Here is a 21,108-nt window from a genome sequence, read left to right as displayed (position 1 = left end):
CCAAGGATGGGCATTCAAACCGCAGCGGCCAATGATGTCGCACCCCACACGCCAATGATGCAGCAGTACCTGCGCATCAAGGCGGATCATCCGGGCACGCTCGTGTTCTACCGGATGGGCGACTTCTACGAGCTCTTTTTCGAAGATGCGGAAAAAGCCTCGCGCCTGCTCGATTTAACGCTTACGCAGCGCGGCGCGTCGGCGGGCAATCCAATCAAGATGGCGGGTGTACCGTATCACGCGGTCGAGCAGTATCTGGCCAAGCTGGTGAAGCTCGGCGAATCCGTTGCGATTTGCGAGCAGATCGGCGACCCGGCTACGTCGAAAGGCCCCGTCGAGCGCAAGGTAATGCGCGTGGTCACACCGGGCACGCTGACGGATGCAGCCCTCCTGTCCGATAAGAACGATGTCTACCTGATGGCGCTGTGCGTCGGGCATAACCGCCGCGGCGTCGCAACGGGCGTCGGGCTCGCCTGGCTGAATCTGGCGAGCGGCGCGTTGCGCCTCGCCGAAGTTGCGCCCGACCAGGTGGCCGCCGCGCTCGAACGGATTCGCCCCGCGGAAATTCTGGTGGCAGATACACCCGCCGACTCCGCAAGCTGGACGCCGCCCGTCAGCGCCGGCGCCCTCACCCGCGTGCCGATCTGGCACTTCGATATCACTTCGGGCACGCAGCGTCTGTGCGATCAGCTGGAAGTCGCCGGTCTCGACGGTTTCGGCGCGCACTCGCTGACGGCGGCATGCGGCGCGGCGGGTGCGCTGCTGCTGTACGCGGCGGCCACGCAAGGCCAGCAATTGCGTCACGTGCGCAGCCTGAAGGTCGAATACGAGTCCGAATATATCGGGCTCGACCCCGCCACGCGTCGCAATCTTGAACTCACGGAAACGCTGCGCGGCACCGAATCGCCCACGCTGTGTTCGCTGCTCGACACCTGTTGCACGACCATGGGCAGTCGTCTGCTGCGCCACTGGTTGCATCATCCGCCGCGCGAAGCCGCCGTGGCGCAAGCACGTCAGCAGGCCATCGGCGCATTGCTCGACGCGCCGCCGGGCACAGGCGTCGACACGCTCCGCGGCGCATTGCGGCAGATCTCCGATATCGAGCGGATTACCGGACGTCTGGCGCTGCTGTCGGCGCGGCCCCGCGATCTGTCGAGTCTGCGCGATACGTTCATTGCTTTGCCGGAACTGCGCACGCAGCTCGCGGCCGTTTCGTCCAATGCGGATTCGCTGGCGCGTATCGACGCGTCGCTGGAACCGCCGCAAGCGTGCGTCGAACTGCTCAAGCGCGCGGTCGCGCAAGAGCCATCCGCCATGGTGCGCGACGGCGGCGTGATCGCACGCGGCTACGATGCGGAACTCGACGAGTTGCGCGATATTTCGGAGAACTGCGGGCAGTTCCTGATCGACCTCGAAACGCGCGAACGGGCGCGCACCGGTATCGGCAATCTGCGCGTCGAGTACAACAAGGTGCACGGCTTCTATATCGAAGTCACGCGCGGCCAGACTGACAAGGTGCCGGACGACTACCGCCGCCGTCAGACACTGAAAAACGCCGAGCGTTACATCACGCCGGAACTGAAGACTTTCGAAGACAAGGCGCTGTCCGCGCAGGAACGCGCGCTGGCTCGCGAACGCTCGCTTTACGACGCGTTGCTGCAAGCGCTGCTGCCCTTCATTCCGGACTGCCAGCGGGTCGCCGCGGCGCTCGCCGAACTCGATCTGCTAGCCGCCTTCGCCGAACGCGCCCGCGCACTCGATTGGGTCGCACCGACGTTTTCGCCGGATACCGGCATCGAAATCGAACAGGGGCGGCATCCGGTTGTCGAAGCGCAGGTCGAGCAATTCATCGCAAACGACTGCACGCTCACACCCGAGCGCAAACTGCTGCTGATCACCGGCCCGAACATGGGCGGTAAATCGACCTTCATGCGGCAGACCGCGCTGATCGCACTGCTGGCGTACGTCGGCAGCTATGTGCCAGCACGGCGCGCGGCATTCGGTCCGATCGATCGCATCTTCACGCGAATCGGCGCAGCGGACGATCTGGCCGGTGGCCGCTCGACCTTCATGGTCGAAATGACGGAAGCAGCAGCGATCCTGAACGACGCGACACCGCAAAGTCTCGTGCTGATGGACGAGATCGGGCGCGGCACGTCGACGTTCGACGGCCTTGCGCTGGCTTGGGCCATCGCGCGGCATCTGCTCTCGCACAACGGCTGTCATACGCTGTTCGCCACGCACTACTTCGAATTGACGCAGTTGCCCGCCGAGTTTCCACACGCGGCCAATGTGCATCTTTCGGCAGTCGAGCATGGGCACGGCATCGTGTTCCTGCATGCGGTCAGTGAAGGTCCGGCGAATCAGAGCTACGGTTTGCAGGTCGCGCAACTGGCCGGTGTGCCGAACGCGGTGATTCGCGCAGCCCGCAAGCATCTCGCGCATCTCGAACAGCAATCGGCGGCGCAACCCGCACCACAACTCGATCTGTTCGCAGCACCCCTGCCCATACTGGTCGAAGATGCCGACGACGAACGCAACGATAAGCGCGACTCAGCGGCGGGGTCGCCGGCCATGCAGGCGCTCGTCGAACGGCTGCGCGCAATCGATCCGAACGATCTGCGGCCGCGCGAAGCGCTCGACCTGCTGTACGAACTGCACGAGCTGGCCGCCGCGCCGGATGCAGATCATTGACGCACACAGGCCCTCGCAGCGCCCGCGCAAACTTTGCGCGGCGCTGACCATTGCCCTCACCCTCAGGAGCGGCCTCGTGCCGCTGGTGGCACTGGTGCCGCTGGTGGTGTTTGCTCCGCTCGTGCATGCCGAAACGCCGCGCTATGCCTTCGCGGTCATCGCCAACACGATGCAAAGCCTTGCCGACGAAGCGCCCACGCAACGCCTGATCGAAGCAATCAGCCGCGATCGCGAAGTATCGTTCATCGTCTACGACGGTAATCTGAAGGGCGCGAAAGAAGCCTGCCGCGATGCGTTATACGAACGGCGCCACGCGCTGCTCGAAACGTCACGACCCGCCCTCTTCTTTATTCCGGGCCAGCACGACTGGGCCGATTGCGGCACGGCCGAGGCCGGCGGCTTCGACCCGGTCGAGCGGCTCGACCAACTACGCCAGACCCTCTTCACCGACTCCACGTCGATGGGGCAGAACCCGATTGCATTGACGCGTGAGAGCGAAGTGTCGCGCTTTCGACCGTTCCGGGAAAACGTGCGCTGGCAAGTCGACGATACCGTGTTTGTCGGTCTGAACGCACCAAGCCCGAACAATCATTACCTGACTGCGGGCGGCCGTAACGGTGAGTTCGAAGATCGCGTGATCGCCAATGCATTCTGGCTCGAGCACGCCGCCGAATACGCGAAACGCCGCGACGCGCGTGCGATTGTCGTCTTCATTCAGGGTGATCCGGATCCGGAGCGCTACGAACGGCCTGATCGTTTCGCGTGGCTGCGCTTTACGCGCAACACGCGCCGCGACGGTTTTCTGGAGTTCAAACGCAGCCTTGTCAAACTCGCGCAGATTTTTCGCGGACCCGTGCTGGTGATTCATTGCGACGACGAACGCGCAAGCGCCGGCTTCGTGATCGATCAGCCACTACGCAATGACAAAGGGATGCTGGTAACGAATCTCACACGTATCGCACTCGCGCCGCATGATCGTCTTAACCAGTGGATTCAGATTGAAGCGGATCTCGGTAAGAAACCGCCGTTCCGCGTCAGTGTGCGCGATGTGCCGAAGCAAATGCCAATGCCCACGGCGCCATCTTTGCAGCCGCGCGACGAGCCGGCGGCTTCGATGCCGGCCGTGCCTGCGTTAGGCCCCGCTTCCGAGTTGCCGCCGATGTTGCAAACGCCCGGGCAGCCACAACCGGCCCAGCAGCAACGCGGACCGGCGGACGACGGCAACGGCGAATATGGCCCCGCCATGTCCGCTCCGCCCGCTTCCGCCGTTTTACCGCGCGCACCGGGTGCTTCTTCAAGCGCGCCCGGCACGCCCGCAAGCTCAGTGCAGCGTGGGCCCTGACTTGTCGTCTTCAGCTTCGTCGTCATCGTCATCGAGGACTTCGAGGCCGTCGGCGCCATGCGCGTGTTCGTGCTGGATTTCGTCTTCAGTAGCCGGACGCACGTCCTTGACTGTCAGCGCGAAACGCAACGCCATGCCGGCGAGCGGATGGTTGCCGTCCAGCACGACTTTGTCTTCTGCCACGTCGGTCACCACATAGACGAGCGAATCGAGATCCTCATCGCCTTCGTCCGGCGTGCCTTCGAATTGCATGCCGACTTCGAGCGGTTCCGGAAAGCGATCGCGCGGCTCGATCTTCACGAGATCGGGGTCGTACTCGCCGAATGCGTCTTGCGGCTCAAGCTGGATCTGAGCCTCGAAGCCGGCCTCGTGGCCGTCGAGCTCTTCCTCGATCTTGGGGAACGTGCCATCATAGCCGCCGTGCAGATAGACCATCGGCTCGTCGCTTTCTTCAATCAGATTGCCCTGCGCATCCGATAGCTTGTAAGCGACCGACACGACGGTGTTCTTTGCGATTTTCATTCGATTCTCCAGAATACAACTCATATTATACGATGCCCAAGCGGCCCACTGACCACCCGGCCGACGCAGCTTCGGCACGGAAATCTTCGCCGGCTTCAAAGCCGTCGCTCCCCGGCCTGCCGCCCTCGCCCGACACACCTACGCCGTTGCTCGGCAATCTGACACCGTCGCAATTCATGCGCCGGTACTGGCAAAAAAAGCCACTGCTGATCCGCCAGGCGATCCCGAACGCGGAGGCGCCGCTGTCGCGCGATGAGTTTTTCGAACTGGCCGACCATGACGAAGTCGAAGCGCGTCTGATCACGCACTTTCGCAACAAATGGCAACTGGAGCACGGCCCGTTCGCGCCTGATGAACTGCCGTCGGTAAAGCAGCGCGCCTGGACGTTGCTAGTGCAAGGCGTAGACCTTTACGACGATCGCGCGCGTGCGTTGCTCGACCGCTTCCGCTTTGTGCCGGACGCGCGTCTGGACGATCTGATGATTTCGTATGCGAGCGATGGCGGCGGCGTCGGCCCCCATTTCGATTCCTACGATGTGTTTCTTTTGCAAGTAAAAGGCAAGCGCCGGTGGCGGATCAGTGCACAGAAAGATCTGACACTCCAACCGGGTTTGCCTTTGAAAGTTTTACAGCATTTCGAATCGGAAGATGAATGGTTGCTCGAGCCGGGTGACATGTTGTACCTGCCGCCGCATATCGCCCATGACGGTGTCGCCGAAGGCGAATGCATGACCTGCTCGATCGGTTTTCGCGCGCCCTCGGCGGGCGAGTTGACCGCGCAGTTCCTTTACCATCTGGCCGAACGCGGTGAGTCGACTGCGCGGCCCGAAGCGCTTTATCGCGACCCTCAACAACCCGCGGTCGAACGTCCCGCAGAGCTGCCCGCCGCATTGATCGAACGAGTTGGCGCGATCCTTGCTCGAGTTAAATGGAATGAGCAGGACATTGCATCGTTCCTTGGAACGTACCTCAGCGAACCGAAGCCGAGCGTCGTCTTTGATCCGCCGCAACGGCCGCTCAATGAAGCCCGTTTCATCACTCAGGCGTCGAAGTCCGGCATTCGGCTGGATCGCAAGACTAATTTGTTGTACAACCGCCGTTTTTTCTTCGTAAATGGAGAGGAAATGCCGTTTGATGGCGCAAAAAAGTGGTTGTTTGACCTCGCCAACCATCGTTGTATGAGTGCGAAACGCTTTGTAACACTCTCACACGATTCGTCGGTGACAGCACTGCTTCACGAGTGGTATTGTGCGGGCTGGATACAAGTGGGCGAGCTTGCGTAACTCTGCCTGCCTGTTATACCGTACTGTGAAATTTTGTATGAGAAAGACAACGTATTGACCCCGGATTTATGGATTGTCAGTACGAAAGTGCATATAATTTCCGCCCAAGCCGTAGGGAAGATTCTAGCTCGTCAAAAGAGCGTCTCCACCAGCGGCCCAGGTCGGTGTTGGAGCACATTACCGGTATTATTTTGCGCTGTTGCTTACCTTTAACCATAAAAGGACGTGATCATGAAGAAATCCCTCCTCGTAGCATCCCTGTTGGCAGCTGTGGCACTGGCTGCATGCAACAAGAGCAACGATCAAGCCGCTGCCCCGGCTAGCGACGCAGCTGCTGCTTCGGCACCGGCTGCTGCAGCTTCGGATGCGGCTACGGCTGCTTCGGGTGCGGCTGCTGCTGCGAGCGATGCTGCTGCTTCGGCTACGGACGCTGCTTCGGGTGCGGCTGCTGCTGCAAGCGACGCTGCTACCGCTGCTCCGGCTTCGGGCGCAAGCCAGTAAGCTGTCGCATAGGGTTCGCCTCTGGGCGAGAACTGCCCGGAAAATCAGATCTGATTTTCCGGGCAGTAAAGCAAAACGCCACGGATTCACATCCGTGGCGTTTTGTCATTTAAGCGCCGCTTTTTTGCAACGGCGTGTATCGGATAACTTATTCTGCTGGCGCCGCGCTCTCTTCGAAGAACTCGCGCACCACTTCGATCTCGCGGGTGCGTTTAAATGGCGGCAGGCTCTGCCATATACGGCGCCCATACGGTTTGTCGACGAGACGTGTGTCGCAGATCATCAGCACGCCGCGATCGGTCTCAGCGCGAATCAGACGGCCCGCGCCCTGCTTGAGCGTAATCACAGCCTGCGGCAACTGATGGACCGCGAACGGGCTCAATCCCTTCTTCGTTAGTGCATCCAGACGCGCCGACAACACCGGGTCATCCGGCGGCGCAAACGGCAGCTTGTCGATCACGACCAGCGAAAGCGCATCGCCACGTACGTCCACCCCTTCCCAGAAGCTCTGACTGCCCACCAGAATCGCGTTGCCGTACGCACGGAAGCGATCGAGCAACTCGGTGCGGCTCGCGTCACCCTGCACGAGCAGCGGATAATTCCAGCCGCGTGCTTCGATGGTGTCGCGCAACTTGGCCGAGATGCGGTCCACTGCACGCAGCGTCGTGCACAGCATGAATACGCCGCCGCCCGATGCTTCGATGGCGGGCAATGCAGCGTCGAACACGGCGTCGGTAAACATCGGCGACGAAGGCTGCGGCAAATTGCGCGGCACGTACAGAAGCCCTTGCGTCGGATAGTCGAAAGGACTTGGGAGCGTCATCGAACGTTTTGCGTTCAGGCCCATCTGCGCCGCGTAGTGCGTAAAGTCGCCCCGCACCGACAAGGTAGCCGACGTGAAAATCCACGCGCGCGGCACGCCGGCGCGCTGCTTCGCGAAGATCGGCGCGACCGACAGCGGCGTTTCGTGCAACTGCACCGTATGCGCGAAAACTTCGATCCAGCGCACCTTTTCATTCGGATCGGCACGCTCGGCCTTGCCGTCCGCCGAGGCAGCATCTGCGGCTGCGCGCTCGGTTTTGGTGGGTGGTGTCGTCCAGCCCGCGAGCACGCCTTGCAACTCACGCGCGCGGCGCAAACACGCGCCAATCGATTCGGCTCGCTCGGCCTGACCGGCCAGCGCCGAAGTCAGTGCGTCGAGTTCGGTTTCAAGCGTTTCGAGCGCGGGGAATAAGGGGTGATCGTCGGGCAACTGACCGATCGACAAACGCACCGAGTCTTCCTTGAAAGCGAGCCGCACGTCACGCGCCGCGCGTTCGAGCGTCGAGCCGAGCTTCACCCAATCGACCGATTCGCGCGCGTGACCCAAACCCTCTGCCACGGAATCGCGTGCGAGCTCGAGAAACTGCGCGGTAGAGAGCGTCTCGCCGAAAAACAGTGTCGCGGTTTCCGGCAGTTGATGCGCTTCGTCGAAGATGATGGTGTTCGCCGTAGGCAGCAATTCGGCCATGCCGGTATCGCGCAACATGATGTCGGCGAAAAACAGATGGTGATTGACCACCACAATGTCGGCTTGCTGCGCCTCACGACGCGCCTGCATCACAAAGCACTCCTTGTAATGCGGGCACTCCTGGCCAAGACAGTTTTCACGCGTGGATGTCACCATCGACCACACCGCCGCCGTTTCCGGGACGCTCGCGAGTTCGGCCTTGTCGCCGGTGCGCGTGATCTTGGCGAAGCGAATGATGTCCTGCAAATACGAGGTTTCCTGGCGTGACGGCAGACGGCCGTTATCCGCAGTGCGCTGCAGATAGTAATGGCACAGGTAGTTCGCGCGGCCCTTGAGCATTGCCACCGACACCGGCACAGCGAGTGCATCGCGCACCGTCGGAATGTCGCGCTGAAAGAGCTGATCCTGCAAATGCTTGGTGCCGGTGGAGACGATCACCTTGCCGCCCCACAACATGGCCGGCACGAGATACGCATAGGTCTTGCCGGTCCCAGTACCCGCTTCCACGATCAGGGTGTTCTCGCTGCCGTCGAGACCATTCGATTCGTCGTTTTCAGCGGTGTCAGCCGATGCATCCGCGCCCGGCGATTGCAGACGTCGCGCCGGACGCTTTTGCGCTTCGAACATCGCGGGCTCAGGCATTGCGCGACCCGATGCTTCCATGGCCGCCGCAACGGCGCGCGACATCTCGATCTGCGACGCGCGCGAGCGATAGCCGTCGATCTGACGGGCGAGCAGGCCGTTGTCGGCGAAAATGTCGTCCAGTTCAGTGACGCGGCGCGGGTTCAATGACGCGGAGAGCGCAGACGCAGGAGGACGCAGCGCCGGGGTGCCGGCCGCCGGAGCGTCGTCGCCCGCCGTGACATGTGGTGAAGGTTCAAGCGGTGAATTCAAGGCAAGCGTTTCCTGCAAAGTCCGGCGCGCGCGGCGCGACCCGGCACCTGCCAGGCCGCGAACTCAGGCGCGTGCGTCCGGTTCGAGCTGCAATTGCAGCAAGATGATGGTGTCCTTGACTTTGAGTTTGCGCTTTTTCAGGCGCTGCAACTCGAAGTCGTCGACGCCGGGCTCATCCGACATTCGGTCGATCAAACGATCGAGCCCACTATGCTCCGATTCCAGTTGCAGAATACGGTCGCGAAGTGTGTCCGTGGTGATGACGTGATGTTGATCGCGCATGCTCGCCTCCTCTCGTAAGCGGCATGGGCTGCGTGATGCAGCCCATGCCGGAGGTTGCTGTCCGGCTTAAAACGCATTACAGCGACTACGATACTCCGCTCCTGCAACCCTACGAGAGATCAAGACAGCGCAGCGACTACTGTTGTTGCTGTTGCTGCTTCTGCTGCTCTTCGAGTTCCTGCTGCTGTTTCAACTGATCCTGACGCTTCTGCTCGGCTTTCTCGGCCGCCTGCTTCTGACGCGCTTCGACGTCGGCTTTATGCTGCGCCGCATCGGCCTGCTTCTTCTCAAAGGTCTGCTGCTTTTCGACGCGCTCCTGAGCCTTCTGCGCGCCCTGCTGACGCGCCTCGTCGAGCTTGCGCTGGAAGTCGCCCTGTTTCTGGTCGTAAGCCTGCTGGTTAGCTGCGGCCTGCGACGGGCTGACGCCGCGCTGCGCCTGATCCAGCGCGTGCTGTTGCAACTTCTGCTGATAGGCTTGCGCGTTGGCGTTACGTTGGGGCGCCTCGGCTGCGCGCTGCGCCTGGTCGAGCTGGTGCTGGCGCTGCTTGTCTTCGTAGGCTTGCGCGTTGCGCGCGTCGTCGGCGGCGCGTTGTGGCGCACTCGCTTCGTCTTGCGCGCGTTTGAGCGCCGCCTGCTCGTCACGCTGGCGAGCACGCTGGACACGCTGTTCGCCGTCGAGCGCGAGCTGTTCCTTGCGAATGTCGGCCTGCGCCGAGCGCATGCTGTCGCGCGCCTTGTTCAGACAGTGGTTGACGAAGAACGTACTGTAGCAATCGTGTTCGGCAACCGCATAACGGTAGTTGTTTTCCTCGGTGCGCTGATCCAGAACTTTCTGCCGTGCGTCGAATGCGCTGTCAAGCGATGCCGTGTTATCCGCATTCTCTGCGCTGCCGGCTGTGTCCCCGCCCGTGACACTCGTGGCGCCCGTTGCTCCCGCCGCGCTTGCTGCGTGAGCCCCCGAAGCGGCGGCTGGAGCGAGACTGCTGGCGGTCTCGAGCGGCGCTGCGGATTGCGCCACGGCCGGTGCGGACACGACCAGTGAAGCCACCATCATGCACGAGACGCACGAAGCGAAAAACATTCCATTGGACGGAAACGCTGACCTGAACACGGACCGCGACGCCGATATGCGCGACGTAAGCGACGATCGCGACACATTCAGCGACAGAAAAGACGGCAATTGTGACAAGCGAGAGACCAAGCGGAAGCCCAGGCGGTTGAGGGACAAGGAGGTTGGCAACGTCGTAAATGGTCAACGGAACATGCCTGAAATTCTATCACCCCGCGGTTGAGCCCTTTGGCATTTATGGCAAAATGCCCCGCTCCAGCAACCTGGTCGCAGCGCGCACACCCAGCGTGGGTCGACGTGCCCAACGTGTGCCGTTACCGCGCGACCTTTGATTGAGTAGCAGGAACACCAAGACCTTATGACGGAAACCGTAGCACTCAAGATCGTACAGCGCATCGCCGCCGAACTGTCCGTCCAGCCGCGCCAGGTCGCGGCCGCGGTGCAACTTCTCGACGAAGGAGCGACTGTTCCGTTCATCGCCCGCTACCGGAAGGAAGTGACCGACAATCTCGACGACACGCAACTGCGTAATCTCGAGGAACGCCTGCTGTACCTGCGCGAGCTGGAAGACCGGCGTGCCACGATCATCGCGAGCATCGACGAACAGGGCAAGCTCACCGACGAGCTGCGTGCCGCGATCGAAGGCGCCGACAGCAAGCAGGTGCTGGAAGACCTGTATCTCCCGTACAAGCCCAAGCGCCGCACGCGCGCGCAGATCGCCCGCGAAGCCGGCCTGCAGCCGCTCGCCGACGCGTTGCTGGCCAATCCCCTGCTCGATCCGCAAACCGAAGCCGCTGCCTACGTCGACGCCGAGAAAGGTGTCGCCGACATCAAGGCCGCGCTCGACGGCGCGCGCGACATCCTCTCCGAACAGTTCGGCGAAACCGCGGATCTGCTCGGCAAGCTGCGCGACTACCTGTTCAACCAGGGCGTGGTGTCGTCGAAAGTGGTCGAAGGCAAGGAAAACGCGGAAGAAGAGAAATTCCGCGACTACTACGACTACGCGGAAACCATCAGGACGGTGCCGTCGCATCGCGCGCTGGCCCTGTTCCGCGGCCGCAATGCGGGCGTGCTGATGGTCAAGCTGGGCCTCGGCGAAGAACTCGACGCGCAGGTGCCGCATCCGGGCGAAGCGTTGATCGCCCGCCACTTCGGTATCGCCAATCAGAACCGCCCGGGCGACAAGTGGCTCTCGGACGTGTGCCGCTGGTGCTGGCGCGTGAAGGTGCAGCCGCACATCGAAAACGAACTGCTCACCAATCTGCGCGACGAAGCCGAACACGAAGCGATTCGCGTGTTCGCGCGCAACCTGAAGGACTTGCTGCTGGCCGCGCCGGCGGGCCCGAAGGCCGTAATCGGTCTCGATCCGGGTATGCGCACCGGTGTGAAAGTCGCGGTGGTCGATCGGACCGGCAAGGTGCTCGCCACCGACGTGATTTATCCGCACGAGCCGCGCCGCGACTGGGACGGCTCGCTCGCCAAGCTCGCGCGCATCTGTGCACAGACGCAAGCGGAGTTGATCAGCATCGGCAACGGCACGGCGTCGCGCGAAACGGACAAGCTGGCGAGCGAGCTGATCGCGCGTCATCCGGAGTTCAAGATGCAGAAAATCGTCGTGTCCGAAGCCGGCGCGTCGGTGTACTCGGCTTCTGAACTCGCGGCGAAGGAATTCCCGGACATGGACGTGTCGCTGCGCGGCGCCGTATCGATTGCGCGCCGTCTGCAGGATCCGCTCGCGGAACTGGTGAAGATCGACCCGAAGGCGATCGGCGTCGGCCAATACCAGCACGACGTGAATCAGCGCGAACTGGCCCGCTCGCTCGACGCAGTGGTCGAGGATTGCGTGAACGCGGTCGGTGTGGATGCCAATACGGCATCGATTGCGTTGCTGGCGCGCGTGTCGGGTCTGAACGCCACGCTGGCTCGCAACATTGTCGACTATCGCGATGCGAACGGCCCGTTCCCGTCGCGCGAGCATCTACGCAAGGTGCCGCGCCTGGGCGACAAAACCTTCGAACAGGCCGCCGGGTTCCTGCGCATCAACAACGGTGAAAACCCGCTCGATCGTTCGTCGGTTCACCCTGAAGCGTATCCGGTCGTGGAACGCATGCTCGCGAAGATCAGCAAGCATGTCGGCGAAGTGCTCGGCAATCGCGACGCGCTGCGCGGCCTGTCGCCGGCGGAATTCGTCGACGAACGTTTCGGCCTGCCGACCGTGCGCGATATTCTGCTGGAACTCGAAAAGCCGGGCCGCGACCCGCGCCCCGAGTTCAAGACCGCGACCTTCCGTGAAGGCGTCGAGAAGGTCAGCGATCTGATTCCGGGCATGGTGCTCGAAGGCGTCGTGACGAACGTGGCGGCCTTTGGCGCGTTCATCGACATCGGCGTGCACCAGGACGGTCTGGTGCACGTGTCGGCCATGTCGACCAAGTTCATCAAAGACCCGCACGAAGTCGTCAAAGCCGGCCAGATCGTCAAGGTGAAGGTGCTGGAAGTCGACGTGAAGCGCCAGCGTATCGCGCTCACCATGCGTCTGGACGACGAGTTCGGCGCGGCAGCAGCACCGCGTAGCGGTGGCGGCGCCCAGCAGGATCGCGGCCGCTCCGGCGGCGGTGGACGCGGTGCGCAGCAACAGCGCTCGCGTGAACCGGAAGCAGGCGGCGCAATGGCCGCTGCATTCGCAAAGCTCAAGCAGAAGTAAGCGGGGTCGTCAGCGCGTGATTCACTCACGCGCTGACGCTTACGAGACTGAGTGGCAAAAAAAGCCCACGCAATTGCGTGGGCTTTTTTATCGCTTGCCGCGGGCGCCTCCGAACCTGAGTCCGCCCTCAAATCTCGATCTTCGTGCCCAACTCCACGACCCGATTGGCCGGGATGCTGAAGAAATCGGTCGGTTTCGCGGCGTTCTGATGCATCCATGCGAACACACGTTCGCGCCATACCGACATGCCCGGCAACTGCGTTGGCACCACCGTTTCGCGTGCGAGGAAGAACGACGTGTCCATGATCTCGAAGGTCATGTCGTGCGTGCGGCCCACCTCGAGCAGCACCGCCTTCACGTCAGGCGTTTCGTTGAAACCGTACGCCGCCTTGACGAGGTACAGGCCACCGTCGAGATCCTTTACCGTCACGCGGTCAGCATCCTTAACATACGGGATATCGAGCGTCACGAAGGTCAGGAAAATGGTGCGCTCGTGCAGCACCTTGTTGTGCTTCAGGTTGTGCAGCAAGCTCACCGGCACGAGCGTATCGCTGCCCGTCAGATAAATCGCGGTACCCGACACGCGATGCGGCGGATGCGCGAGCAAACCTTGCAGGAACGGCATAAGCGGAATACCGTCCGCGGCCGTGCGCTCCTTGACGATCATCCTGCCCTTGAACCAGGTCATCAGCAAAAAGAACAGGAGCGCGCCGATGCCAAGCGGCAGCCAGCCACCTTCCGCAACCTTGAGCAGATTGGCGCCGAAAAAGCCTAAGTCGACCGCCATGAACACACCGATGATCATCGCCACGAGGAACTTGTTCCAGTTCCACACCTTGACCATCACGACGCAGGCGAGGATCGTGGTGATCACCATGGTGGCAGTCACCGCGATGCCGTAAGCAGCGGCGAGGTTATCCGAACTCTTGAACGCGATCACGATGCACAGAATGATGAACAGCAGCATCCAGTTCACCACCGGTACATAAATCTGGCCGATCGCCAGTTCCGACGTGTGCAGGATCTTCATGCGCGGCACGTAGCCGAGCTGGATCGCCTGGCTCGTCAGCGAATAGGCGCCGGAAATCACCGCCTGCGAGGCGATCACCGTCGCCACTGTCGACAGCACCACGAGGGGCAGCAACGCCCAATCCGGTGCGAGCAGGAAGAACGGGTTTTCGATCGCCTTCGGATCATGCATCAGCAGCGCGCCCTGGCCGAAATAGTTCAGTACCAGCGAAGGCATCACGAGGCAGTACCAGGCCATCCGAATCGGCTTGGCGCCAAAGTGGCCCATGTCGGCGTACAGCGCTTCGGCGCCGGTCAGCACCAGCACGACCGAGCCGAGCACCACGTAAGCCTGCAATACGTGCGCGGCCATGAAGGTGTAGGCGTAATAGGGGTTCAGTGCGCGGATCACGTTCGGCGATTGCAGAATGTGCCACAGACCCAGCGCTGCGAGCACCAGGAACCACAGCACCATGATCGGACCGAACAGGCGACCGACGGTGGCCGTGCCGTGCCGCTGAATCCAGAACAGCAGCACAAGGATTACCATCGTGAGCGGCAACACCAGGTGGGACAGATGGGGTGCCGCGATTTCAAGACCTTCGACCGCGGAGATTACCGAAATGGCGGGTGTAATCACCGCGTCGCCATAGAACATACAGGCGCCGAAGATGCCGAGCATCATCAGCAAACCGGCCATTTTCGACTTCTGGTCGAGAGAACGCAGCGCCAGCGCCATCAGCGCGAGAACACCGCCTTCGCCGTTGTTGTCGGCGCGCATCACGAACAATACGTACTTGATGCCGACCACGATCACGATCGCCCAGAACAGCAGCGAGATCACGCCCAGAATCGATTGATCGGTCAGCGGAATACCATGTGACGGGCTGAATGCTTCTTTCAGCGAGTACAACGGGCTCGTGCCGATATCGCCGAAGACCACTCCGATCGCGGCAATCGCGAGGGAAGGCAGAGGCTGTTTGTGCACGTGATTGTTATCTGTCATAAACGCGAGGAAATCCGTTCCCTGAGCGGAAAAAACGACCGCTATTCTAAACTGCCCGCCTAGCGCCGCCCGGCTTGTTGTGGATACACCACGTGGATGGTCCGCGAAGTGTAGCACTGCGATTTGGGCAAGTCTGCCTGACACATTCGAGGCACAAAAAAACGGAGCCCAATGGGCTCCGTTCTGCAGACACTGCAATGGTTACGACGCAATAAGTACGGCGTCGTAGCGTGCATCACGTGCCCGACGATCCCTGCTCCTGCTGCGTACCACGCTTGATCCACGCGCCGAGGTTGTGCGGACGAACCGTGTCCCACTCCTCAAACGGCTGGTGAATCCACGGATTGGTGGGCAGATACTGCACGTGGTAGTCGGGCGTCACTTTCGAGCAGCCCTTGTACCAGAGCACAGCCGACCGCACAGCCGTGATCGCCGGATAACGTTCCTTCAAATGCTGCTGTACGCGTGCCAGCGTCACACCTGAATCGACCAGGTCGTCGACCAGCAGCACGTTACCGTGCAGCTCACCGCGCGTCATCGTGATGTATTGCGCGATGTCGAGTTCGCCCTGCTCCATACCGGCCGCTTCGCGGTATGAACTGGTGGCGAGAATCGCCAGCGGCAGATCGTAAATGCGCGAGAGCTGGTCGCCGACGCGCAAACCGCCACGCGCGAGACACAGGATCTTGTCGAACTTCCAACCGGATTCATGCACGGCCAACGCCAGCAGTTCGATCAGCCGGTGATACTCGTCCCAGCCGACCCACAGGTTCTTGTCATCGTTGCGCGGATCTTTCATCGCAATCATGGGTACACCTTGAACCATGGCTTAAACCTTGAACGGATGACGGAGCAGAATCGTTTCGTCGCGATCCGGACCGGTCGACACCATGTCGATCGGAATACCCGCGACTTCCTGCACACGCGTCAGATACGCACGCGCGCTGGCCGGCAGCTTGTCCCATTCCGTGATGCCGACGGTGCTTTCCTTCCAGCCCGCGAAGGTTTCGTACACCGGCACGCAACGCGCGACTTCCGATGCGCCACGCGGCAGCAGGTCGACATTCTTGCCGTCGACCGTGTAGCCGATGCACAGCTTCACTTCGTCGAGGCCGTCGAGCACGTCGAGCTTGGTCATGCACAGGCCCGACACGCCATTGATCTGGATCGAGCGGCGCAGCGCGGCGGCGTCGAGCCAGCCGGTGCGGCGCGGACGGCCGGTAACCGAGCCGAATTCCTTGCCGACCTTGGCGAGTTCCAGGCCGATCGGTTCCTGACGCGCGGCGTTATCCGCGTCGTACAGTTCGCTCGGGAACGGGCCCGAACCGACACGCGTGCAATATGCCTTGGTGATGCCGAGAATGTAGTTCAGCTTTTGCGGACCGACACCCGCACCCGCCGTGGCTGCACCGGCCACGCAGTTGCTCGACGTGACGAACGGATAGGTGCCGTGGTCGATGTCGAGCAGCGTGCCTTGCGCACCTTCGAACAGCAGATTGTTGCCGGCTGCGTTTTCGTCGTACAGACGACGCGACACGTCGGTCACCATCGGCTTCAGACGGTCGGCATAGCTCAGCATCGTGTCGAGCGTTTGCTGGAAGTCGACTGCGGCGACGCCCAGATATTGCGTCAGCACGAAGTTGTGATAGTCGAGGTTTTCACGCAGACGCTCGGCGAAGCTTTCCGGCTCGAACAGGTCCTGTACGCGCAAACCACGGCGCGCCACCTTGTCTTCGTAGGCCGGGCCGATGCCGCGGCCGGTCGTGCCAATCTTGCTCGCACCACGGCGCGCTTCGCGGCCCTGGTCGATGGCAATGTGGTACGGCAGGATCAACGTGGTGGCTTCGGAAATGAAGAGGCGATTCTGAACGTCGACCCCGGCGGCTTCGAGCTCGCCAATTTCCTTGAACAGCGCTTCCGGCGACAACACGACGCCATTCCCGATGTAGCACGCGACGCCGGGATGCATGATGCCCGACGGAATCAGACGCAAGATGGTTTTCTTGCCGCCGATGATAAGCGTGTGACCGGCATTGTGACCGCCCTGAAAGCGAACGACGCCTTGAGCGTGGTCCGTCAGCCAGTCGACGATCTTGCCCTTGCCTTCATCACCCCACTGGGTCCCCACGACGACGACGTTACGCCCGGGGTTCACATTCACTGCGCTGGCAGACATGTTGTTTCGTAAGCTGGTTAAAAACGTATTCTACCTATGTTCGCGGAACCTTCCGAATTTTTCCGTTTCCGCTCAATGGTATGCACGTTATGGTGGGTATATCGAAAATAGCGCGGCGAGTGGCCGCGCCAGGTCCGGCGACGCTTTGGACGCCTTCTGAAATGCCCTTGGGACGTCCCTCAGGCGGTCATCGAGTCACGCTCAGGAACGGGGTTCGACGACCCACACGCCGTTGCGCTCGACCAACACGCGGTCGCAGGCGAATTCGTCCAGATCGTGTTCGTGGCCAGGCAGCGCCTGGATCACAACTTCTCCGGCGTCACGCAATGCGGCGACGCTGACACGCAGCGCGTCGTCGTGCTGCCACGGCGCGAGAATCGCGCTGCTGCGCGCCTCGACGGGTGATATGCGAGCGACCTCGCGCAGGTCGAGCGAGAAGCCGGTGGCCGCGCGTGCGCGGCCGTAGGCCTGACCGACGTGGTCGTAACGGCCGCCGCGCGCAACCGCATTCGGCACACCGTCGACATACGCGGAGAACATCACGCCGCTGTGGTAAGCGTAGCCACGCAAATCGGCCAGGTCGATCATCACTTCGGCGCCGTCCACCTGGCTTGCGAGGAACGCAAGGTCGTCGAGCGCGCGGGCGATAGCCTGTGCGTTCGGCAGGCGTGCACGGGCTTCGTCGAGCACCGACGCGTCGCCGTAGAGCGTGGGGAGCGAGCGCAACGCGTCGCGCGTGACCGGCGTGAGATTGGCGGTCAGCTCGACGAGGCGCGGCACATCCTTGCCGGCCAATGCATCGTAGAGCGATTGACCCAGTTCGGCCGCGGCAGGCTCCGCTTCGATCAGCGCAGCGAGTACCCCTGCATGGCATAAATCGAGCCGCACTTTCGCGAGGCCGGCCAGACGCAGCGCGTCGAGCATCAACTGCTGGATTTCCAGATCCGCTTCGAGACCGGCGTGGCCGTAGATTTCTGCGCCGATCTGGATTTGCTCACGCGTGGCGTGCAGACCGCGCGGACGCGTATGCGCCACGTTGCCTGCATAACAAAGACGCGTCACGCCCTGCCGGTTGAGCAGGTGCGCATCGATACGCGCGACCTGCGGCGTAATGTCGGCGCGCAAACCGAGCGTGCGCCCGGACAGCTGATCGACGAGCTTGAAAGTGCGCAGATCCAGATCGTGCCCGCCCCCGGTGAGCAGCGACTCGATGTACTCGAGCAGCGGCGGCATCACCATCTCGTAGCCGTACGAGCGGAAACGGTCCAGCAAATGGCGCCGCAACTCTTCAATCTTGCGGGCTTCCGACGGCAGCACGTCGGCGATATTCTCGGGAAGTAACCAGGTCGACATCGATACAGTCCTACGACGTTGAACACGGCGACTGGGTGCGCCGGTAAGTGAGTGTGAATGGCGGGCGACAGCTCTATTCTGGCGGCTATCGCAGGCACTGGAACTGCGCTCTGCAGCCCCTCAGCCAAACCCGGGGCGCGCCGGGGCGCTCGCTGTTGCCGCGCATGTCGCCAGCGCAACGGCGGGCGCTGTACAGCGCGCCTTCAAGTCACGATAAACAGCAGGATCAGCCCGAGCACCATCACGAGCAGCCCGCCGACGCGAATCTGATGCGGGGGCCGTTCCGCTATTTTACGGAACGTGTCGCGCCAGGCGCTCGGAAAAACGAAGGGGAACATCCCTTCGATAATCAGCATCAATGCGATCGCGAGCAGTAACGAGCCGGCTATGTCCATGCGAATGAAGGGGCCGCGATGCGGATGCCGCGGCGTTCCGGTTATCAGTGTTTGCGCGGTACCGCGGGAGCGTCCGGGGCGGTGCCGCCGGTCGGGCTACGCATGAAGCGGAAGAACTCGCTGCTCGGGTCGACCACGATCACGTCGCCTGGCTTGAAGGTGTTCTTGTACGCCTGCATGCTTTGATAAAACTGGTAGAACTGCGGGTCGCTGCCGTACGCTTCGGCGGCGATTTCCGCTGCCTTGGCATCGCCCTCGCCCTTGATGGTCTGCGCCTGACGATAACCGTCCGCGAGAATCGCCTGTTGCTGGCCAACAGCATCTGCCTTGATCTGGTCGGCCTCGGCCGTGCCCTTCGCACGTTCGTCGGCCGCGGCCTGCTCGCGTGTGGCGATCATCCGCTTGTAGACCGAGTCGGCCATCGCTGCCGGGAAGTCGACACGCGTAAGCTGCACGTCGAGCACGGAAACGCCCAGCGACGCCGCAGCTTTATCCATCGTGCCGCGTGCTTCGTCGGCAACGGCTTGTTGCTTCGCAAGCGCGTCGGTCAGCGTGACCTTGCCGAACGCGTCGCCGAGCGCACTGCGTGACAGCAACGCCAGGCGGTCCGACAGGCTTTGCACGTCACCCCTGGTTTCGGCGAGCAGCTTCAGCGGATCGGTCACACGGTATTTGATGACCGGGTTGGCCAGCAGATCGGTTTTATCCGACGTGACATAGCGATCTTCATCCGGCGCATCGAGCGACTGGATACGGTTATCGACCAGCGTGACCGTTTGCAATGGCGGCGGCAGCTTCACGTGCAGGCCGGGGCCGAGCAAAGTGGGCGCAGTGTCGCCATGCGACGACAGCACGGCCAGGTGCCGCTGATCGACCACGAATACCATCGACGATGCGGCGAACAGCACGATGACTAAGGCAACGACGAGCGCGATGATCTTGTTCATGATGTGCGCTCCTTATTGAACGTCGTCTTCGCGCATACGGCTGCGGAAGGAGTCGCGTGAACGCAGTGCGTCGCTGCTGGCTGCCGCCTGGCTGGCAGGCGTCGCGACCGCGGCGGGCGCGGAAGCAGCGGCAGCCGGTGCTGCGGCAGCCGGTGCGACAGCGCTGCTCGCGGCTTGCGGCACAGCAGCGCCCGACGCAACGGCAGCGCCGGAAGCGGCCGCAGCAGCGTCAGCAACGCGCTGGCGAGTCTGCTCGACCAGCTTGTCGAGCGGCAGATACAACACGTTGTTGCCGCTCTTGCTGTCCACAAACACCTTGGTCGTATTCGAATAGATCTGCTGCATGGTTTCCAGGTACATGCGCTCGCGAATCACCGCGGGCGCTTTCGAGTACTGCGCGTAGACCTGCTTGAAGCGCTCAGCATCGCCTTGCGCCTGGGCCACGGTCTTGTCGCTATACGTTTTCGCAGCGTCGATCTGGCTCGCGACGTCGGCTTGCGCACGCGGCAGCAACTCGGCAGCATAAGCCTGCGCTTCGCGCTTCGCGCGCTCGTTGTCCTGCCGCACTTTGGCGGCATTGTCGAAAGCGGCTTGCACCTGATCGGGCACCTGCACACCCTGGATCGTTACACCGGTCACGGCGAGACCGGACTGGTATTCATCCAGAGATTGCTGAATCGACGCCATCAGCTGCTGGCGAATTGTTTCGCGATCCTGATAGAGGACGTCGTTGGCGCTGCGCGCACCGACGATGCTGCGCACCGCCGCCTGCGCAGCCTGCATCACACTCTGATCGGGATCGACACTGCGGAAGAGATAATCCGTCGGCTTGCTCACCTGGTACTGCACGGCAAAGCGCACGTCGACGATATCGGCGTCGTGCGTGAGCATCGACGCGTCCTTCACGTTGGCGAGACGCACCACGTTGTTACGGCCGATCTCCACCTGGCGGATCTGGCCGATATTGACGAGCTCATGGGCTTCGAACGGATACGGCAGGCGCCAATGCACACCCTGCCCCGCTGTGTAGCGATACTTGCCGAACTGCATCACGACGCCGGCCTGACCATCTTGCACGACGAACACGCCGCTGCCGAGGTAGATCGCGATCAACACGCCGATCACGATGCCCACGCCGATGCGCGCGCCGCGACCGTTGTCCGGACGCCCACCACCGCCCGCACCGCCGCCCTTGCGGCCGAACACCCGGCTCAAACGGCGGTTGAAATCGCGCCACATCTCGTCGAGATCGGGCGGACCTTCACCGTCTTTGGTCGGCGGACGCTTGGGTTCGTTGGGTCGTTGGCGGTCGCCATTGCCGTCGCCCCGGCCCCAACGCGGATCGTTCAGTGAAAGCATGGCGCGCATGCGCAGCCAGATACTCCGCTCGTTGTAATCGTTCACCTGTGTTCGTTCACCAGAGTA

Annotated in this window: 16 protein-coding genes; 5 read left to right on the top strand and 11 right to left on the bottom strand. The window is 62.2% G+C overall.

Translation table 11 applies throughout. The features are described from left to right. Window positions 1–6 precede the first annotated feature (6 nt). Complete coding sequence (gene mutS, locus PQR40_RS30915; protein WP_408333321.1) at window positions 7–2,694, top strand: DNA mismatch repair protein MutS; 2,688 nt, start codon at window positions 7–9, stop codon at window positions 2,692–2,694. Further along, window positions 2,681–4,036, top strand: coding sequence for a hypothetical protein (locus PQR40_RS30910; RefSeq protein WP_408227124.1), 1,356 nt, complete (start codon window positions 2,681–2,683; stop codon window positions 4,034–4,036). Before mutS ends, PQR40_RS30910 begins: the two co-directional genes overlap by 14 nt. Here the strand turns inward: PQR40_RS30910 and PQR40_RS30905 are convergent. Next, the gene (locus tag PQR40_RS30905; RefSeq protein ID WP_408227127.1) at window positions 4,016–4,558 is read right to left on the bottom strand and encodes an FKBP-type peptidyl-prolyl cis-trans isomerase; all 543 of its coding nucleotides are present in this window, start codon (window positions 4,556–4,558) and stop codon (window positions 4,016–4,018) included. The genes PQR40_RS30910 and PQR40_RS30905 overlap by 21 nt on opposite strands. 32 nt (window positions 4,559–4,590) lie before the next feature. Between PQR40_RS30905 and PQR40_RS30900 the strand changes: the two genes are divergently transcribed. Then, window positions 4,591–5,841 (top strand): JmjC domain-containing protein, encoded by a 1,251-nt coding sequence (locus PQR40_RS30900; RefSeq protein WP_408510550.1) that lies wholly within the window; start codon window positions 4,591–4,593, stop codon window positions 5,839–5,841. A gap of 231 nt (window positions 5,842–6,072) precedes the next feature. Then, window positions 6,073–6,342 carry a hypothetical protein gene (locus PQR40_RS30895; RefSeq protein WP_408227134.1) on the top strand — a complete coding sequence of 90 codons (270 nt, stop codon included), beginning with the start codon at window positions 6,073–6,075 and terminating at the stop codon, window positions 6,340–6,342. A 148-nt stretch (window positions 6,343–6,490) separates the two neighbouring features. Here the strand turns inward: PQR40_RS30895 and yoaA are convergent, their stop codons facing one another. From yoaA to PQR40_RS30880, 3 genes are all read right to left on the bottom strand, one after another. After that, window positions 6,491–8,746, bottom strand: a complete 2,256-nt coding sequence (gene yoaA, locus PQR40_RS30890; protein WP_408227137.1) for a DNA repair helicase YoaA — start codon at window positions 8,744–8,746, stop codon at window positions 6,491–6,493. Window positions 8,747–8,809: 63 nt separating this feature from the next. After that, window positions 8,810–9,028 (bottom strand): DUF465 domain-containing protein, encoded by a 219-nt coding sequence (locus PQR40_RS30885; protein ID WP_408510549.1) that lies wholly within the window; start codon window positions 9,026–9,028, stop codon window positions 8,810–8,812. 136 nt (window positions 9,029–9,164) lie between these two features. Beyond that, complete coding sequence (locus tag PQR40_RS30880) at window positions 9,165–10,082, bottom strand: hypothetical protein (protein ID WP_408390188.1); 918 nt, start codon at window positions 10,080–10,082, stop codon at window positions 9,165–9,167. Between the two features lie 373 nt (window positions 10,083–10,455). On the opposite strand from PQR40_RS30880, the gene PQR40_RS30875 reads away from it, so the two are divergent. After that, window positions 10,456–12,798 (top strand): Tex family protein, encoded by a 2,343-nt coding sequence (locus tag PQR40_RS30875; protein WP_408227144.1) that lies wholly within the window; start codon window positions 10,456–10,458, stop codon window positions 12,796–12,798. A gap of 127 nt (window positions 12,799–12,925) precedes the next feature. Here PQR40_RS30875 and PQR40_RS30870 read toward each other — a convergent pair whose 3' ends face one another. The 7 genes from PQR40_RS30870 to hflK all read right to left on the bottom strand — a co-directional run bounded on the left by PQR40_RS30870 (window position 12,926) and on the right by hflK (window position 21,087). Next, entirely contained in the window at window positions 12,926–14,812 is a 1,887-nt protein-coding gene (locus PQR40_RS30870; RefSeq protein ID WP_408227147.1) for a potassium transporter Kup, read from the bottom strand. Window positions 14,813–15,047: 235 nt separating this feature from the next. Further along, entirely contained in the window at window positions 15,048–15,638 is a 591-nt protein-coding gene (locus tag PQR40_RS30865; protein ID WP_408227150.1) for a phosphoribosyltransferase, read from the bottom strand. 3 nt (window positions 15,639–15,641) lie between these two features. Beyond that, a complete protein-coding gene (locus PQR40_RS30860) occupies window positions 15,642–16,988 on the bottom strand; it encodes an adenylosuccinate synthase (protein ID WP_408227153.1) in 1,347 nt (448 codons plus the stop codon). A gap of 201 nt (window positions 16,989–17,189) precedes the next feature. Beyond that, window positions 17,190–18,341, bottom strand: coding sequence for an ATP phosphoribosyltransferase regulatory subunit (locus PQR40_RS30855; RefSeq protein ID WP_408227156.1), 1,152 nt, complete (start codon window positions 18,339–18,341; stop codon window positions 17,190–17,192). A 203-nt stretch (window positions 18,342–18,544) separates the two neighbouring features. Beyond that, window positions 18,545–18,736 (bottom strand): DUF2065 domain-containing protein, encoded by a 192-nt coding sequence (locus PQR40_RS30850; protein WP_120343674.1) that lies wholly within the window; start codon window positions 18,734–18,736, stop codon window positions 18,545–18,547. A 44-nt stretch (window positions 18,737–18,780) separates the two neighbouring features. After that, window positions 18,781–19,683, bottom strand: coding sequence for a protease modulator HflC (gene hflC / locus PQR40_RS30845; protein ID WP_408227159.1), 903 nt, complete (start codon window positions 19,681–19,683; stop codon window positions 18,781–18,783). Window positions 19,684–19,695: 12 nt separating this feature from the next. Then, on the bottom strand, window positions 19,696–21,087 hold the full coding sequence (hflK, locus tag PQR40_RS30840) for an FtsH protease activity modulator HflK (protein ID WP_408390186.1): 1,392 nt from the start codon (window positions 21,085–21,087) through the stop codon (window positions 19,696–19,698). Window positions 21,088–21,108: the final 21 nt, after the last annotated feature.

Source organism: Paraburkholderia sediminicola (genome assembly GCF_046026855.1).
GTDB classification, from domain to species: Bacteria; Pseudomonadota; Gammaproteobacteria; order Burkholderiales; family Burkholderiaceae; genus Paraburkholderia; species Paraburkholderia sediminicola_A.
Note: the sequence above shows the minus strand (reverse complement) of the source record. Positions and strands in the feature narration are given on the sequence as shown.